The organism is Devosia enhydra (assembly GCF_900119845.1).
Taxonomy (GTDB): domain Bacteria; phylum Pseudomonadota; class Alphaproteobacteria; order Rhizobiales; family Devosiaceae; genus FPKU01.
The window spans coordinates 1,869,392-1,882,642 of the sequence record NZ_FPKU01000001.1 but is presented as its reverse complement, the minus strand read 5'-3'; the positions used below and the strand labels follow the sequence as shown (position 1 = coordinate 1,882,642).

The 13,251-nt window shown below is 65.0% G+C and carries 13 protein-coding genes; 10 read left to right on the top strand and 3 right to left on the bottom strand.

The annotated features are described in order from the left end of the window. Positions 1-16: 16 nt before the first annotated feature. Genes BT183_RS09010 through BT183_RS08985 form a run of 6 tightly spaced genes read left to right on the top strand, consistent with a single transcriptional unit; the run spans position 17 to position 5,243 of the window. The gene (locus tag BT183_RS09010) at positions 17-907 is read left to right on the top strand and encodes a substrate-binding periplasmic protein (protein WP_072341188.1); all 891 of its coding nucleotides are present in this window, start codon (positions 17-19) and stop codon (positions 905-907) included. Next, a complete protein-coding gene (locus BT183_RS09005; protein WP_072341185.1) occupies positions 907-1,692 on the top strand; it encodes an amino acid ABC transporter ATP-binding protein in 786 nt (261 codons plus the stop codon). The genes BT183_RS09010 and BT183_RS09005 overlap by 1 nt, the downstream gene beginning before the upstream one ends. Before the next feature lie 5 nt (positions 1,693-1,697). Further along, the gene (locus BT183_RS09000) at positions 1,698-2,369 is read left to right on the top strand and encodes an amino acid ABC transporter permease (protein ID WP_072341182.1); all 672 of its coding nucleotides are present in this window, start codon (positions 1,698-1,700) and stop codon (positions 2,367-2,369) included. Positions 2,370-2,372: 3 nt separating this feature from the next. Next, positions 2,373-3,044 carry an amino acid ABC transporter permease gene (locus BT183_RS08995; protein WP_072341179.1) on the top strand — a complete coding sequence of 224 codons (672 nt, stop codon included), beginning with the start codon at positions 2,373-2,375 and terminating at the stop codon, positions 3,042-3,044. Positions 3,045-3,061: 17 nt separating this feature from the next. Next, complete coding sequence (locus BT183_RS08990; protein ID WP_072341176.1) at positions 3,062-4,081, top strand: glutamate cyclase domain-containing protein; 1,020 nt, start codon at positions 3,062-3,064, stop codon at positions 4,079-4,081. Positions 4,082-4,097: 16 nt separating this feature from the next. Continuing rightward, positions 4,098-5,243: a M24 family metallopeptidase gene (locus tag BT183_RS08985; RefSeq protein WP_177282455.1), complete on the top strand. Its 1,146-nt coding sequence runs from the start codon at positions 4,098-4,100 to the stop codon at positions 5,241-5,243. Positions 5,244-5,295: 52 nt separating this feature from the next. Here the strand turns inward: BT183_RS08985 and BT183_RS08980 are convergent, their stop codons facing one another. Genes BT183_RS08980 through BT183_RS08970 form a run of 3 tightly spaced genes read right to left on the bottom strand, consistent with a single transcriptional unit; the run spans position 5,296 to position 8,120 of the window. Further along, positions 5,296-6,597: a TRAP transporter large permease gene (locus BT183_RS08980; RefSeq protein WP_072341172.1), complete on the bottom strand. Its 1,302-nt coding sequence runs from the start codon at positions 6,595-6,597 to the stop codon at positions 5,296-5,298. A gap of 18 nt (positions 6,598-6,615) precedes the next feature. Continuing rightward, entirely contained in the window at positions 6,616-7,125 is a 510-nt protein-coding gene (locus tag BT183_RS08975) for a TRAP transporter small permease (protein ID WP_084603361.1), read from the bottom strand. After that, the gene (locus tag BT183_RS08970; RefSeq protein WP_072341169.1) at positions 7,125-8,120 is read right to left on the bottom strand and encodes a sialic acid TRAP transporter substrate-binding protein SiaP; all 996 of its coding nucleotides are present in this window, start codon (positions 8,118-8,120) and stop codon (positions 7,125-7,127) included. Before BT183_RS08970 ends, BT183_RS08975 begins: the two co-directional genes overlap by 1 nt. A gap of 153 nt (positions 8,121-8,273) precedes the next feature. Here BT183_RS08970 and BT183_RS08965 point away from each other — a divergent pair, with 153 nt between their 5' ends. The 4 genes from BT183_RS08965 to BT183_RS08950 are packed head-to-tail and all read left to right on the top strand — an operon-like array spanning position 8,274 to position 13,250. Further along, complete coding sequence (locus BT183_RS08965; protein WP_072341166.1) at positions 8,274-9,173, top strand: dihydrodipicolinate synthase family protein; 900 nt, start codon at positions 8,274-8,276, stop codon at positions 9,171-9,173. Between the two features lie 26 nt (positions 9,174-9,199). Continuing rightward, on the top strand, positions 9,200-9,886 hold the full coding sequence (locus BT183_RS08960; protein ID WP_072341164.1) for a GntR family transcriptional regulator: 687 nt from the start codon (positions 9,200-9,202) through the stop codon (positions 9,884-9,886). Beyond that, positions 9,883-12,546 carry an alpha-L-rhamnosidase gene (locus tag BT183_RS08955; protein ID WP_072341161.1) on the top strand — a complete coding sequence of 888 codons (2,664 nt, stop codon included), beginning with the start codon at positions 9,883-9,885 and terminating at the stop codon, positions 12,544-12,546. The genes BT183_RS08960 and BT183_RS08955 overlap by 4 nt, the downstream gene beginning before the upstream one ends. Beyond that, positions 12,543-13,250, top strand: coding sequence for a hypothetical protein (locus tag BT183_RS08950; protein WP_072341158.1), 708 nt, complete (start codon positions 12,543-12,545; stop codon positions 13,248-13,250). The genes BT183_RS08955 and BT183_RS08950 overlap by 4 nt, the downstream gene beginning before the upstream one ends. Position 13,251: the final 1 nt, after the last annotated feature.

Here is a 13,251-nt window from a genome sequence, read left to right as displayed (position 1 = left end):
CAGGGGACTTCAAATCATGTTCGGGACTTCCAAATCCTTCCGCCGGCTGGGGCTGGCGCTGGCTTCGGCAGCGTTGATCGCAGGTGGCTCGCTGGCCGCCTCGGCCCAGGATGGCAGCCACAACGCCTCCGGTCCGCTCGTCGTGGCCATGGATGTGGGCTATGCGCCCTGGGCCATGCAGTCGCCCGACGGCAAGACCGAGGGCTTCCAGGTCGACGTGATGAACGAGATCGCCCGCCAGCTTGGCCGTCCGGGCATTGAGGTGATCGACACCAATTTCTCGGCGATCTTTGCCGGCCTCTTTGCCAATCGCTATGAGCTGATCGGTTCGCCCATCGCCATCACCGCCGAGCGCGCCAAGGAGATGGCCTTCACCGAAGCCTTCGTCTCCAACGGCCAAGCCTTCATCACCAAGGGCAGCGAGGCCGATTTCACCGATCTCGAGACTCTGCGCGGCAAGGAAGTGGCCACCAACAGCGGCAGCACCGCCGACAAGTACCTGACCGAGAACGCTGAAAAATACGGCTGGTCGGTTCAGCGCTACGACAAGGACACCGATGCCGTGCAGGCGGTGATTACCAACCGCGCCTATGCCGCCCTCACCGACGTCTATCGCGGCCGCTACACCGTCGCCTCGGCCGGTGACCAGATCAAGGTGGCCTATGTGATGAACACCCAGACCCAGGTCGGTCTGGCCCTGCGCAAGGACGATGCCGAATTCCTCGGCACGGTCGAGAGCGCCATCGAGTGCATGAAGCTCACCGGCAAGTTCGCCGAAATCCACCAGAAGTGGTTCGGCGTGCCGCCGGGCGTCGATACCGTGATGAACCAGGTGTTCGTCGGTATCGGGCCGGTCGGTTTCGAAGGCTATGACGCCGCCGCCTACCACGCGCCTGCCTGCAAGTGATGAGCGCCAGCGCGACTTCTCTCCCCGGCACTGCCGGGGAGACCTCGGGCCAGCCGCTGCTGCGCATCGAGGATATCCGCAAATCCTATGGCGAGCTCGAGGTGCTCAAGGGCGTCTCGCTCACCGTCGCCGAGCATCAGGTGGTTGCGGTCATCGGGCCTTCGGGCTCGGGCAAGTCGACCATGCTGCGCTGCATCAACCGGCTCGAGGAACCCAATAGCGGCCGCATCTTCCTGGGCCGCGACGAGATCACGGCGCGCAACGCCAGGCTCAACGAATTGCGCCGCAACATCGGCATGGTGTTCCAGCAGTTCAACCTCTACCCGCACCTCAACGCACGCGACAATGTCGCCCTGGCGCTGCGCAAGGTGCTGAGGCAGAGCAAGGCCACGGCCTACGCAACGGCCGAAAAGACGCTGTCGCGCGTGGGTCTTGCTGAAAAGTTCACCGCCTTTCCGGCCCAGCTCTCGGGCGGCCAGCAGCAGCGCGTCGGCATTGCCCGGGCGCTCGCCATGGAGCCCAAGGTCGTGCTGTTCGACGAGCCCACCTCCGCGCTCGATCCGGAACTGGTCTCCGGCGTGCTGGCGGTCATCCGCGATCTCAAGGCGCTGGGCTACACCATGGTGGTGGTCACCCACGAAATGGGCTTTGCCCGCGACGTGGCCGACCATGTGATCTTCATGGATCACGGCCAGATCGTCGAGCAGGGGCCGCCCGCCCAGATCTTTTCGGCGCCCAAGTCGGAGAGGTTGCGCGACTTCCTCTCCAAGGGGCTCGGGCATTAGCGGCCATGGACAATATCTACCGCTACTTCTTCAACCTCGACGTGATGCGGCAGAGCCTGCCGTTCCTGCTCAACGGGCTCTGGCTCACCATCGGCATCGCGCTGATGGTGATCGCCTGCGGGCTGACGCTGGGGCTGGGGCTGGCGGTGGTGCGGGCCTTCCAGATCCGCATCCTCAACATCTTCATCATCGCCTTTGCCGACATCTTCCGCGCGATCCCGGCTCTCGTGATCCTGATGCTGGTCTATTTCGCGCTGCCATCGGTGGGCATCACCTTTTCGTCGATCACCAGCGTCGTGATCACGCTGAGCCTCGTCCTCGCGGCGTTTTCGCTCGAGATCTTCTGGGCTGGCATCACGGCGGTCAATCCGGGGCAGTGGGAGGCGGCGCGCTCGACCGGCCTCACCTTCACCCAGACGCTGCGCCATGTGGTTCTGGGGCAGGCGATCCGCATGGTCATTCCGCCGCTGACCAACCGCACCATCGCGATCACCAAATATACCGCCATCGCCTCGGCGGTCTCGGTGCCCGAGATCCTCAACCAGGCCTCGACCCAGCAGGCGCAGCTGGCCAATCCGACGCCGCTGACGCTTGCGGCCATCCTCTACATCCTGATGTTCCTGCCGCTGGTGTTTCTCAGCCGGTATCTCGAACATCACTATGGCAAGGGCCGCTGAGCCATGGACCAGATCATCTCGTCCTATTTCAATCTCTCGGTGCTGCGGCAGGCGCTTCCTTATCTCCAGAACGGATTGATACTGACGCTCTGGCTCAGTATCTCAATCGTTCCGCTCGCGATGATCGCCGGCCTCGTTATCGCCATGCTGTTCGATCTCCGGCAGAAATGGCTCAATGCGCTGCTGGTGGTCTATATCGACCTCTTCCGCGCCTTTCCGCCGCTCGTGCTCATCATCTTCATCTTCTTCGGCCTGCCGTTCCTGGGCATCCGCTTTTCGGAATTCGTGTCCTTCGTGCTTGCCGCGACGCTCAACGGGGCCGCCTATTTCGGCGAGATCTTCCGGGCCGGCATCGCGTCCATCCCGCGCGGGCAGTATGAGGCTGCGGTTGCGAGCGGGCTTACCCCGTTGCAGGCGATGATCCATGTCGTCCTGCCCCAGGCGATCCGCAACGTGCTGGCCCCGCTCACCGGCAACATCATCGAGCTTGTCAAGGCGACGTCGCTGGCGTCCGTGGTGGCGATGCCAGAGCTTTTGCGCAGCGCGCGTATCGCCCAGGGCAACACTTACAACGCCACGCCGCTGATCGCCGCGGCGGTGATCTATCTCATCCTGCTCTGGCCGGCGGTGCGCCTTGCCTCCCGGCTCGAGCGCCGCGCCATCGCCCGGCGCTGAATTTTCAAGGAAGTCTCATGCCCGACTATATCGGCGAAGCCGTCGACCAGCTGATCACCATAGAGGTCAAGAACCGGGGCGGCCCGCATGGCATTCTCGCGCCGCTCTATAAAGCCGCACGCACCCTGCATGGCGGTCGGCCGCTCACGGCACTCATCGCCGAGGCGCTGAAAGCCAGGATCAGGCCGGGCGACACGGTCTTCATCGTCACGGGCGCCGGCTATGTGCCGACGATGGAAAAAGGCGAGAGCGATGGCCCTCCGGGCGCCGCCGCGCTGGCGCGGGTGCTTCAGAAGGGGCTCGGCGCCGTGCCGGTCTTCGTGATGGAAGCCAACCATGTCGACGTCATGTCGGCGGCCGCGACCGCTGCTGGGCTGGGCCTGCGCAAGTTCGTCCATGCGCGCGACCAAAAAATGGGCGCCGCCTTCGCCATCGCGCCCGATAGTCAGTACGCGGTGCCCGGATGGATCGCGAGCATCGTCGATGAGATGAAGCCGGCGGCCGTCATCGGTTGCGAGCGGCTGTCGCCGGGCAAGGATGGCGCCATCTATGCCGCCAAGGGCCTGCCGCTGTCGGGGCCCAATGCCATCAATGAGGGGCTGGTCGATATTTCAGGTGTCATGCCGGCGGCCAAGGCGGCCGGGGCGCTCACCATCGGTATCGGCGACCATGGCAACGAACTGGGCTTCGGCACCATCTATGATACCGTGGTCGCAACCATGCCGCATGGCGAGAAACTGGCCACCACGGTTTCCGCCGATCTCGTGCTGCCGGCCATGACCTCGAACTGGGGTGCCTATGGCATCGAGGCGTGCCTCGCTTTCCTCCTCAAGCGCCCCGAGCTGATGCATCCGCCCGAGATGGAAGAGCGCATTTTGCGGCGCTGTTTCGAGGCCGGCGTGCTCGAGGCCTCGGCGTTCACCGCCGACTTCCTCGTCGACGGGCTCGATGGCGAGACCTCGATCTCCATCGTGCAGATCCTGGGCAATATCGTGCGCAAGAATCTCGAAGTCCCCGTCGGCTATGCCGGCCGCTGAGCATAAAGGAAATCCCATGAGCCACGGCCTCAACCCCGCCGCCGGTGCAAACGTCCAGAGCCTCATCGGCGAGCTCGGCCTCGAGGCGATCGCCGCGACGTCGCCCGAAAATTTCGGCTATGTCACCGGCGCGCATGTGCCCACCGCCCGCACCATTCCCACCCGGCATGGCTTTGCGGTCACGACCGCCTCAGGCAAGCAGTTCCTCGTGGTGGTGAACCTCGAAAAGAACCTGCTCTCCTCCGAGACGCCGATCTCTGATATCCGCACCTATGTGGAGTTCACCGACCAGCCGGTCGAGCGCTTCGCCGAGGAGCTGCGGGCCGAAGGGTTGGGCAAGGGCCGCATCGGGCTCGACCTGCACTATCTGCCGGCGGCCGCCTTCATGCTCCTGCGCAACGCCCTGCCGCAGGCCCAGTTCGTAGATACGACGGCGGCCCTCGGCGCGTTCCGGGCCCACAAGTCGGATGCCGAGGTCGCCATTCTCGAAAAGGCGGCCAAGGGCACGCACAAGGCGGTGCTCGATGCCATGGAAGCGGCGCGGGTGGGGGAGACCGAGAAGGTCATATCGGACCGCATCGCCGCAAACATGATCGCGAACGGTGCCGACGGCACGGCCTTCATGTGCTTTGGCAGCGGCAAATACACCCATCTCTTCCACGCGCCGGCCTTCGATTGGGCGCATGTGTCGGAAGGCGACATCATCCGCTTCGATGTGGGCGGGCAATATGGTGCCTGGTCATCGGATTTTGCCCGCACCTATTCGGCCGGCAGCCCGACCGACCTCCAGAAGCAGACCTATTCGACCCTCATCGATATCGAGACGGCGACGATCGACATCATCCGCCCGGGTATCCTCGCCGAGGACGTATTCTTTTTCTGCCGCGACCAGTTCAAAAAGCACGGGCTGCAATTCTACATGCCGCATGTGGGCCACAGCTTCGGGCTCGAACTGCACGAAGCGCCCATGCTGCGCGCCGGCGAGAAGACCGTGCTCAAGCCCGGCATGGTGTTCAACATCGAGCCCTCGACCTTCGACGAGAACCGCGTCGCCTATCACACCGAGGACCTGCTGGTGGTGACCGAGACCGGCTATCGCCTGCTGACGCTGGGGCTCGCGCCCCGCGAGATCCCGGTGATCGGGCAAAAGATCGTCTACTGAGCCCGAGGGTGCTGCGAAAAGCGAAGGGGCCGGATCATTCCGGCCCCTTTTCTCATTGCATCGCGCCGGCCTGTCGCGGCAGCCAGAGCACGATGTCGGGGATGTAGGTTATGAGAAAGAGCACGGCCACGAGAAGCAGCAGGTGCGGCCAGAGCTCGTTGATCATGTCTCTGATCGGAATGCCGTTCACTGCCTTGATCACGAAGAGCAGCATGCCCATCGGCGGGGTGATGAGGCCGATCATCATGTTGAGCACCAGCACGACGCCCAGATGCACGAGGTCGATGCCAAGCGCCAGCGCGGTCGGGATGAAGAGCGGCACGATGACGAGCTGGATGGTCGAAACATCGAGAAAGCAGCCCAGGATCAGGAAGAGGATGTTCAGCAGCAGCAGGAACAGCCACGCTTCCATCTGATAATAGGCGAAAAACTCGTAGACCATCTGCGGAATGCGCTCGACGGCGATGACATAGTTGAAGACGAAGGCGCCGCAGAGCACGATGGAGACCACCGCCGTGGTCTTGACCGTCGCATAGACCACGGCGAAAAAGCTCCGGGGCCCGAGTGTGCGATAGGCAAAGAGCGCCAGAAGCAGGGCGTAGAAGGCCGAGACGGCCGCGGCCTCGGTCGGGGTGAAGACGCCGGTATAGATGCCGCCCAGAAGGATCACCGGCATCATCAGCGCCGGGAAGGCCCGGAGGAAGATCATCGGGAACTGGCGGAAGGGAATGGCGTCTTCAACCGGAAAGCCGCGCCGCTTGGCCGTGAAGTAGGCCGCCACCATCTGGAAGGCGACGATGAGCAGGGCCGGGACGACGCCGCCGAGGAACAGCGCTCCGATCGAGGCGGACGAGACCAGCGCGTAATAGACCATCGGGATCGAGGGCGGGAAGATTGGCCCCACCACGGCGGTTGCCGCCGTCAGCGCGCCGGCATAGCCGGGCGGATAGCGGTTCTCGCGCATCATCATGTCGTTGACGACCTTGCCCACCCCGGCCGCGTCAGAAATGGCCGAACCGCTCATGCCCGAAAAGATGAGGCTGGTGAGGATGTTCACCTGCGCCATGCCGCCTGGGCTGCGCCCGACAAGCGCGAGGCAGAAGTGCAGCAGCCGGTCTGAAATCTTGCCCGCATCCATGATGTTGGCGGCAAAGATGAAGAGCGGCACGGCCACGGCGGCGAAATTACCGAAGATGCCGTTGAGCACCATCTCGGCGCCCAGCCCGATGTCGCGGCCCGAGATGAAGAGATAGAGCACGCTCGAGGCGATCATGGCGATGCCCATCGGCAGGCCGGCCACCGTGGTGGCCACCAGAACGACGAGCATGATGGGGAGGGCGTATTCGGCCAGCATTGTGAACCTCGCTTGGCGCTAGACCTGGGTCTGCCAGCCGGGCGTGAACAGGCGCCAGAGCCGCAGCGCGGCCTGAATGGTGAAGTTGACCACGAACAGCAGGTAGCAGCCGTAAATCCAGGTCATCGGTATCCGCAGAACCGGGCTGCGCTTGCGCAGCAGGAACTCGAGGTAATCCACCGTCGCGGGGATGAGCAGCAGGAAGCAGCCGATGAGCACGAGCATGGAAAAGATCGCCATGATGCGCTTGATCCGTGGCGAAACCGCTTCATAGACCACGTCGAATGCGACGTGCTCGCGGATATTGACCATGAAGGCGGCAGCCCAGAACACCGTCCAGATGAAGGCGATCATCGTCGCCTCCTCCGTCCACAGAATGGGGCGGTTGACGACGTAGCGGAAAAAGATCTGGGCGATGAAGCCCAGAAACGCGGCGGTGAACAGCAGGACGCCGACGAGATCGGCGCCCTTCTTGAGCGTGAGGAGCCAGCCCGGCAGCGGCCGAGCCATCTGCTGGGCTTGCGACATTACTGGGCCGCCAGCGCGTTGATCTGCTCGATCCAGCCTTCCGGCCAGGCGGCGGCGCGATCGGACTGCAGATAGAAGTTCTGCACGTGCTCGCGGAACGCGGCGACGTCCGGCGTGGTGATCGTCAGGCCCTGCTCTTCGAAAAAGCCCACGAGACGCTCTTCGTTCTCGCTGCGCTTCTCGTTATTCCAGTCGCAGGACGCAACCGCCGCCTCGGTCATTGCCGACTTTTCGGCGTCGCTCAGCTTTTCCCAGGTCTGGTTGTTGACCGCGACGTTGATGCCGTCGACCAGGTGGCTGGTGAGCACGATCTGCTCGGTGACTTCATAGAACTTGGCCGCCTCGACGGTGGGCAGGGGATTGTCCTGCGCGTCGATCGTGCCGGCCTGAAGGCCGAGATAGACTTCGCCGAACGGAAGCGGCGTGGGATTGGCGCCGAGCGCCTGGCCCAGGAAGAGCCAGGCATCGGAAGAGGGCATGCGCAGCTTGACGCCGGCCAGATCGGCCGGGGTCTTCACATCCCGCTCCTGGCGCAGGTTGAGCTGGCGGGTGCCCAGATAGCAGGTGTCGAGCAGCTGGATGCCCATCTCGTCGGAGACGCGCTGCCGGAATTCCGTGCCGATGTCGCTGGCCATGAAGGCGCGGTAATGGGCCGGGCTCTGGAACAGGTAGCCGGCGGTCAGCAGGCCGTATTCGGGAATGGCGTCGGCGATGAGCTGGAACGACACGTAGGTCATTTCCGCATTGCCGCGCTGTAGCGCGTCGAGATCGGCGCCCTGGCCGAAGAGCGAACCCGAATCGAACAGCTGGATGTCGAAGCGGCTCGGCGCCAGTTCCTCGAGCTTTTCGGCAAAGACCTTCATCGCCTGGGTGTGCAGGTCGGTGGGGACGCTGGGCACGGTGTATTTGAGTTCGATCTTGTCCTGCGCCAGGGCAGCGCCAGCCAGTGCGATAACCGAGACGGCGGACAAAGCGAGCGTTCTGAGATGGGTCATGATCCCTCCTCCAAAGGGGCGATGAGCGCGGCGCCATGCCTCCCGGGCGCCTCTAACCGGGCGCACCTTGCAATAAACTCCGGCTGGTGTAAACAGTGATCTAACGACTGATGTGCTGACTGATTGTATCAGTTGCCAATGAGGAGACCCGCCGTGGCCGCAGCCGACCTGAGGGGCGTCATCGCCGCCTCCATCACCCCCGTGACCCCCGAACTCGGCGTCGACGTGCCGCGCCTTGCGGCCCATGCCGCCCGGCTCCTGAACGATGGGTGCAGCTTCGTCTCGACGTTCGGCACCACCGGGGAGGGCGCGTCCTTTTCGACGCGCGAAAAGCTCGCCGCGCTCGGCGCACTCAAGGCGGCAGGCGCCGACATGTCGCGGCAGATCCCCGGCGTGATGACCCCGACGCTCGATGACGCCGCCGAAATGGTCACCGGCATCGCCGCCCTCGGCTGCCGCGCAGCGCTCGTGCTGCCGCCCTTCTATTATGGCACCTCCGAAGCCGGCATTGCCGACTGGTTCGACGCACTCGTGGCGCGCACCGAGGGTACCACGCGCATCGACCTGCTGCTTTACAACATCCCCAAGCTCAGCCGCGTGCGCTTCACCCCCGAGCTCGTCCGGGCGATCCTCTCGCGCCATGGCAGCCGCATCGTCGGGATCAAGGACAGCACCGGGGATATCGAGAACGGCGTGATGCTGGCGCGCAGCTTCCCCGAGCTGTCGGTGTTCACCGGCGATGATCGCGTTCTGCCGACGCTTCTGGCCAATGGCGGGGCCGGGATGATCGGGGGCATGCCCAACGTCTTTGCCCGCGACCTGCGCAGCCTTTACGACGCCCCCGGCCGCACCGACCTGCTCGACAAGCAGGCTCTGCGCATCGAGGCGGTGGACAGCAACGGATCGCTGGTGGCTCTCAAGGCCGCTCTGGCGCATTATCTGGGCGATGAAAACTATGCCCGGGCTCTGCCGCCCTTGCGCGCGCTCGAGGCCGCAGAGCGCGCTGGGCTGATCGCACGTTTCGCCGAAAGCGGGTTTGAACGCGCCGCCTGAGGGGCGGCTGCGCTGGAGGACGCCTGATGTCGATTGCCGAACCACAGACCCCTGCCGTCGAACCGGCAGAACTGCGGTCGGTCAAGCAGGCGGCCTATGAACGCTTCCGCGAGGCGCTGTTCGATGGGCGCCTGCGGCCGGGCCAGTTCGTGTCGCAGCGCGAACTCGTGGCCCTCCTCGGCCTTTCGATCGGGGCGCTGCGCGAATTGCTGCCGCGGCTGCAATTCGAGGGGCTGCTCAACGTGATGCCGCAGCGCGGCATCCAGATCACCCAGATCGATCTGCCGATGATCCGGCAGGCCTTCCAGATGCGCATGGCTCTCGAGCGCGAGGCGGTGCTGCATGCGGTGCGCAAGCTCGATGACGGTACGCTCGCCCAGCAGGAGGCACTGCATCGCGCCATCATGGCCGAGGTGACCGCGGGCGCTCCGGCCGAAGTCTTCGAGCGCGGCCAGCGGGTCGATGACGGGTTCCACACCCTGCTCATCGTCGCCACCCAGAACGATCTCCTCATCCAGGCCCATGCGGTCAATGCCATCCGCATCCGGCTCATCAAGCTCGACCGCATCACGCTGTCGGCCAACGTGCTGCCCTCCGCCTTCAATGACCACCTCGCTGTGATCGCCGCGATCCGTTCGCGCGATCCTCATGCCGCCATGGATGCCATGGATCGCCACATCATGAACGCCCGCGAACGGGCGATGGAACTATGAGCGGGCTCTCGGCCCTCGACCTGCGCGTCGAACATCTCGCCGAGCCCAGGGGTCTCAACACCGCAACGCCGCGGTTCAGCTGGGCGCTCGCATCCGAGCGTATGGGTGCGCACCAGACGGCCTGGCGCATCCGCGTGTTCGAGGTGACCCTCGGCGGCGAAACCCTCCTCTGGGACAGCGGCAGGGTGGCTTCGCCGCAAAGCCAGCACGTGCCCTATGCCGGGCCGCCCTTGCCGCGCGATGCGGTGCTCACCTGGCAGCTGTCGGTCTGGGACGAGACGGGCGCGCTTTCGGACGCGCGGCCCCCGGCACCGATCTTCACCGGCCTCCGGCAGGAGGACTGGGCCGGCCAGTGGATCGCGCGCTATTTCGTGCTGCCGGCCGGTCGTGAAGTGCCCGCCGACACAATCTACGACAATCGCTGGCAGGCACGGCCCGCCGACTATGTGAGGCGCAGCTTCGCGGTTGCCGATCGGCCGGTGCGGGCGCTGCTCTATATCAGCGCACTCGGGCTTTACGAGCCCTGGCTCAACGGGCAGCGGGTGGGGGAGGATGTGCTCGCGCCCGGCTGGACCGATTATCACACGCGTGTGGAGTATCAGGTCCACGACGTCACCGACCATGTCGTAGCGGGCGAGAACGTCATCGGTGCCATACTCGGCGAGGGCTGGTATTCGGGCCGCGTCGGGCACAATCAGCGGCGGGCCGGCAATCACTATGGCGGACGGCCGGCGCTCATCTGTGCGCTGCATCTGCACCATGCCGATGGCCGGGTCGAGATCATCGCCAGCGACGACCAGTGGCAGACCCGGCAGGGGCCGATCTGCTATTCGGATTTCCTCATGGGCGAGATGTATGATGCCCGTCTGGCGCTGGAGGGCTGGAGCGAACGGCCCGGCCGTCTCGAGGGCTGGCAGCCGGTCGAATGCTTCGTGCCGGATCCGCGCCCACCGCTGCTCGAAGCCGCCCGAGCCCAGCCCGTGCGCGAGATTGCCCGCCTCGAGGCGCGGTTCCTGCGTTATTCGGCCTCGGGCGCTGCGCTCTTCGATCTGGGGCAGAATATCGCCGGTTATTGCGCGTTGACCGTCTTTGCACCAGCCGGGGCGCGATTTGTCCTGCGCCATGGCGAAATCCTCGATGGCGCGGGCGAACTCTATGTCGCCAATCTGCGCCACGCGGTGGCGACCGACATCTTCATTGCGGCGGGGCAGGGCGAGGAGCGCTTTTGTCCGCGCTTCACCTTCCATGGCTTCCGCTATGTCGAGCTGACCCTGCCCGATGGTTTGAGCCCTGAGGACGTCCGGCTTTCGGGCATCGCCATCAGCACCGCCACGCCGCAGACGGGCACGCTGAGTTTCGGGCACGAGATGCTCGACAGGTTGGTCAGCAATATAAACTGGAGCCAGCGCGACAATTTCATCGCCGTGCCCACCGATTGCCCGCAGCGCGACGAGCGCTATGGCTGGACCGCCGACGCGCAGGTGTTCTGGAAGACAGCGGGTTATTTCGCCGATTGCTCGGCCTTCCTCGCCAAATGGATGCTCGACATCGCAGATGGCCAGAGCCCGGAGGGCGCCTTTCCCGACGTGGCGCCCACCAAGCCGCTCAACCCCTATCGGCTGACCCCTCAGCCCGGGGCGCCCGGCTGGGGCGATGCGCCCATCATCCTTGCCTGGGAGCATTGGCTGCGCCATGCCGATCGCGAGCTCGTCGAAGCCTATTACCCCGCCTTCGAACGCTGGATGGCCCATATCGGCGCACCCAACCCCGATTTTCTGCGCCGCAACGCCGTCTACAACAATTATGGCGACTGGCTGAGCGTCGGGCCCGCTTCGGATCGAACCCTCGTGGCGACCGCTTATTGGTATCGTATCGCCCATCTCATGGAAAAGCTCGCGAACGTGCTCGGCCGCATGTCCGATGCGGCGCGCTATCGGCAACTGGCGAATGCCATCGGCGACGCCTTTCGCCGTGAATTTCTTGGCTCCGACGGCCGGCTTCTGGGCGACACGCAGACGGCCTACCTGCTGGCGCTCGATTTCGGTCTTCTTTCGGGCCCCGATCGCGACCGCGCGGCGGACCGGCTTGTCGCGCTCATCACTGCCGCTGATGGGCATTTGCAGACCGGGTTCCTCGGCGTTCGCCATCTCTGTCCCGTGCTCAGTGGCATCGGGCGTGACGACCTCGCCATCGACCTCGTCCTCAAGGACAGCTATCCCAGCTGGGGCTTTTCGATCGGCCACGGCGCTACCACCATCTGGGAGCGATGGGATGGCTGGACGCCTGAGCGCGGCTTCCAGAGCGCCAACATGAACTCCTTCAACCACTACGCCTATGGATCGGTCGGGGAGTGGCTCTGGTCGCGCCTTGCCGGCATCGACGCAACGGAGGCGGCCCCCGGCTATCGGGTCATCGCGCTTTCGCCCTGGTTCGAGCCGCGCATCGGGCAGTGCGAGGCGCGCTATCGCTCGACGCGCGGCTTGGTCGAAAGCCGCTGGCAGTGTGGTGCGGAGGGCACGGTGTCGTGGTCGGTGCTGCTGCCACCGGGGACCGAAGGGCAAGTAAGCCTTCCGCCCAACTTCCGACTCGCAGATAGTGCCGCCGCGATGCCGGAGCGATTGGTCTCCGGCCGACATGAGTTCCAGCTGGTGCCCCGATGACCACCCAAAGCCTCGCCCAAGCCCTTCTCGCCGCGCACAGGAGCGGAACACCCGTCGATCCCGCCAGCGTCAGCGAGCAGCCTGCCGACATGGCTCAGGCCTATGACGTGCAGGAGGCTGTGCTGGCCGAACTGGGCGAGAGCCGCGCCTGGAAGGTTGGACCCTGGGTCGAGGGCAAGGTGCCGGCCTGCGCGCCCATTCCGACCGCCTGGATCTACGGCGACGGCGTCTCCCTGCCGGCCCCGCCGATCGGCGGGCTCGAGGTGGAATTCGCTCTTCTCCCGCAGGGCGATCCGCTCGACCCCGCTACGGTGGTCGAGGTGGCGCTCGTCTATGAACTCGTGGCCTCGCGGCTGAGCAATCCCAAGAGCTGGCCGGATGCCTCGCGCTTTGCCGATTTCCAGTCGAGCGCCGGCATCATCCTTGGGGTCGCGCGCGACATGCCCGAGACCGGGGACAAGACGATCGAGCTCAGCTTCGAAAGCGGCGCCGATCCGGTTGTCGTCCATACCCGTTTTGATCGGGACGCGCTGCTCAAGGCGCTGCGCTGGATGGCCGAGGAAGCCGCCCGTCGCGGTCGCCCGATCCGCAAGGGCGACGTAGTCATCACCGGCGCCCGCATCGGGCCGATCCCCGTCCCGTCGGGCAAGGCCACGGCCAGCTGCGCCGGATTTTCGCCGATCACCGTCACCTTCGGGGGCTGAC

What these genes read in the sequence shown, in the direction of transcription:
- BT183_RS09010 (WP_072341188.1), top strand. Translation starts at nt 17, where the DNA reads ATGTTCGGGACTTCCAAATCCTTCCGCCGGCTGGGGCTGGCGCTGGCT.
- BT183_RS09005 (WP_072341185.1), top strand. Translation starts at nt 907, where the DNA reads ATGAGCGCCAGCGCGACTTCTCTCCCCGGCACTGCCGGGGAGACCTCG.
- BT183_RS09000 (WP_072341182.1), top strand. Translation starts at nt 1,698, where the DNA reads ATGGACAATATCTACCGCTACTTCTTCAACCTCGACGTGATGCGGCAG.
- BT183_RS08995 (WP_072341179.1), top strand. Translation starts at nt 2,373, where the DNA reads ATGGACCAGATCATCTCGTCCTATTTCAATCTCTCGGTGCTGCGGCAG.
- BT183_RS08990 (WP_072341176.1), top strand. Translation starts at nt 3,062, where the DNA reads ATGCCCGACTATATCGGCGAAGCCGTCGACCAGCTGATCACCATAGAG.
- BT183_RS08985 (WP_177282455.1), top strand. Translation starts at nt 4,098, where the DNA reads ATGAGCCACGGCCTCAACCCCGCCGCCGGTGCAAACGTCCAGAGCCTC.
- BT183_RS08980 (WP_072341172.1), bottom strand. Translation starts at nt 6,597, where the DNA reads ATGCTGGCCGAATACGCCCTCCCCATCATGCTCGTCGTTCTGGTGGCC.
- BT183_RS08975 (WP_084603361.1), bottom strand. Translation starts at nt 7,125, where the DNA reads ATGTCGCAAGCCCAGCAGATGGCTCGGCCGCTGCCGGGCTGGCTCCTC.
- BT183_RS08970 (WP_072341169.1), bottom strand. Translation starts at nt 8,120, where the DNA reads ATGACCCATCTCAGAACGCTCGCTTTGTCCGCCGTCTCGGTTATCGCA.
- BT183_RS08960 (WP_072341164.1), top strand. Translation starts at nt 9,200, where the DNA reads ATGTCGATTGCCGAACCACAGACCCCTGCCGTCGAACCGGCAGAACTG.
- BT183_RS08955 (WP_072341161.1), top strand. Translation starts at nt 9,883, where the DNA reads ATGAGCGGGCTCTCGGCCCTCGACCTGCGCGTCGAACATCTCGCCGAG.
- BT183_RS08950 (WP_072341158.1), top strand. Translation starts at nt 12,543, where the DNA reads ATGACCACCCAAAGCCTCGCCCAAGCCCTTCTCGCCGCGCACAGGAGC.